General features: G+C 32.4%; 3 protein-coding genes. All 3 read right to left on the minus strand.

The window, feature by feature from the left end; all coding sequences use genetic code 11:
- Positions 1-759: carboxypeptidase-like regulatory domain-containing protein (locus LBP67_02120; GenBank protein ID MDR2083776.1), on the minus strand; the 759-nt coding region annotated here is incomplete at its 3' end.
- A 74-nt stretch (positions 760-833) separates the two neighbouring features.
- Positions 834-1343 (minus strand): CPBP family intramembrane metalloprotease, encoded by a 510-nt coding sequence (locus LBP67_02125; protein ID MDR2083777.1) that lies wholly within the window; start codon positions 1341-1343, stop codon positions 834-836.
- A gap of 41 nt (positions 1344-1384) precedes the next feature.
- Complete coding sequence (locus LBP67_02130; protein ID MDR2083778.1) at positions 1385-2485, minus strand: carboxypeptidase-like regulatory domain-containing protein; 1101 nt, start codon at positions 2483-2485, stop codon at positions 1385-1387.
- Positions 2486-2582 lie beyond the last annotated feature (97 nt).

Consider the following 2582-nt stretch of genomic DNA (forward strand, 5'->3'; position numbering starts at 1 on the left):
GTCCTGTCTGCTTATTGTGTATAAAAAATAGTGATAATGCCGTTTATCAGGGTATTGTGTATATACCTTTATTATCCAGTAATCGCTGTTCTCATCATAAACTTCCGAAAAGAAAGTGGCAGTGTCTTTTTTAGTTTTACCGGACGAAAATCTAATATATTCAGGAAAAAAGGATACGGAAAAATCTTTTCCCCCTACGGAAAAATCATTTTCTACCATAATTTTTGTTCTGTCTAGCCATATTAATTTCACATCCCAATTGAAAAACCGTTTTTTATCGTTTCTCACTCTATCCAAAAAAGTTTCAATCAAAGCATAAACTTCTCTTTCTCCTCCTTTTGTCGTATTTTCTTCGACATGTGTTAAATAATACATTTTACTTTTTGCTTTCTGAAAATTCGCAAACAAATTATCAATTGCTTTATTTAATAAATAATTCGCACGATTCGGCGAAATAACAACTTCACTCAATTCGGTAACATTTGCAGTCAAATATACAACGCCGTTATTTTGCAACGAATCGGACTGTATTTTGAACGAACTGTATGACAAATGCCTGAAATAAACAGTTTCCGGCTGATTAATCTCAAAATCATATTCTCCTTTGTCGTTTGTTATGGAGATTTTGCCGCTCGAATGTATTATTACATCTGAAACTGGCTTTTGTGTTTCTTTATCAAGAACTTTTCCCGTTACTTTTGTTTGGGAAAAGACAATCGCAGGGAAGATGATGAACAGTAACAATAATCTTGTTTTCATAATACATTTTTATTCATTTAGTAAAAGATTTGTCTGCTAAAGTTTATTCCAGAATCCCGGAGAAATCCGCATGTTCATAAATTAATTCCCAGCCAATTAATGATAAAAGCGCTAATATTATTAAATGCGTGAATACCGGCAATCAGCCAAAATGCCCGTACAGGACTGTATTTGTTCATATAGAGAACATACCCAAATGCAAAAACAATCCCCATCATACCGGCACATATGGCATAAATTACATTATATATTGCGTGTAACAGTCCAAATAGAAATCCCGATAAAACAACAGTCGTGAAATAATTGAATTTACATGCTTTATGAAATAACCATATCAGAAAAGTCTGACAAAGCAAAGTTTCGATAATGGGAGCTATAATTCCTCCGGATATAATATTCTGAAGCAATGATTCCGAATAATCATAGGCAAGAGGTTCGTCGTCGGCAAAGTCATAAATTAAACCGTAAATAATAAGAGGAACGACCGGAGCAAATTTAACTGACAGTATGAATAACAATAATGAAAACCACAACGGTTTTGTGTATATTTTTAAATATATCTTTTTCAAAAATCTTGTTTGCATAATGCATTTTGCTCATTTAGACAGGGATTGTTTGAAAAAGTTTATTGGAGTACATATTTTTTCCAAAAGCCCGGAGAATCGGGAAGTTTGCTTTTGAATAAAACATCCTCATGTGGACGTAATATTTTCTTTTTCTTCTTTATATCATTATCCGACACATTTTTCACTGCATGTGTCAATACTTTAAAAGTTATCTCGTATGGAGCGTCAGTAAATATTTTATAAGTCATAAGATGCTGAATTTTATCTAAATAATACAATTCGGATGTGTTTTTGACAAACTCGATAGTATGAAAATGGTTGACTATAGAATAGTTCACTCCTTTATATTCCTGTTCTGTTAACACATCTGAATTTGAATAAGATTGGGTAAGTATTTTTGTTAATGTCGTATCTTTCCTGTTTATTGTCCATAGAGAATAACTATAGTGGTTATTGTCAATATGTTTCGGATGTATTTTGAATATCAGTTCTTCCTCATTGTTCTCATAGATTTCAAGTTTTGCAGCAGTTGTATCCTTAGTCGCCACAGGAAATTTTAAATTGTCTTCAAAAAAACGTACTGTAACAATGTTCCCGTTTACAATGAAACTCTCTTCATTCGTGCTTTGTCTGTCTAACTGAGTAAAATTCAAATCCCACTCTAAAGATTTTCTTCCTTTGATGTCGATATTGGACAAACTTGCCTCTATCAAAGCATATATTTCTTTTTCTCCTCCTGTTGTAACATTTCCTTTGATATGGGTTAAATAATGTGTTTTAGTTTTCTTTTTCTGGAAATTTGTAACTAAATTGTGAATTGCTTCGGATAATAAATCCGTGGCATTAGATGAAATAACGACCTCGTCCAATTCTGTTATATTCGGAGTTAAATATACTGCATCATTATTTTGCAGCGAATCGGACTGTATCTTTAATAGATTATACGATAAATGCCTGAAATAAACCACTTCCGGCTGATTAATTTCAAAATCATACTCTCCTTTGTCGTTTGTCATGGAGATTTTGCCGCTCGAATGTATAATCACATTCGAAACAGGCTTTTGTGTTTCCCTATCAAGAACTTTACCCCGTATCTTTATTTGGGAAAAAACAAACGCAGGACATAAAATGAATGCTAATAATAATAATTTTATTTTCATGATATTGTAATTATGTCCGTTTAGACAACGATTACGTCTTAAGGTTTAACGAATCGGTTGAATAACATGCAGTGATTTTAAGGTTTTACATATTTTT

This window comes from Bacteroidales bacterium (genome assembly GCA_031276035.1).
Taxonomy (GTDB): Bacteria; Bacteroidota; Bacteroidia; order Bacteroidales; family BM520; genus RGIG7150.

Bases quoted from the DNA above. Each gene is read 5' to 3' on its own strand.
- LBP67_02125 (MDR2083777.1), bottom strand. From the start codon at position 1,343: ATGCAAACAAGATTTTTGAAAAAGATATATTTAAAAATATACACAAAA.
- LBP67_02130 (MDR2083778.1), bottom strand. From the start codon at position 2,485: ATGAAAATAAAATTATTATTATTAGCATTCATTTTATGTCCTGCGTTT.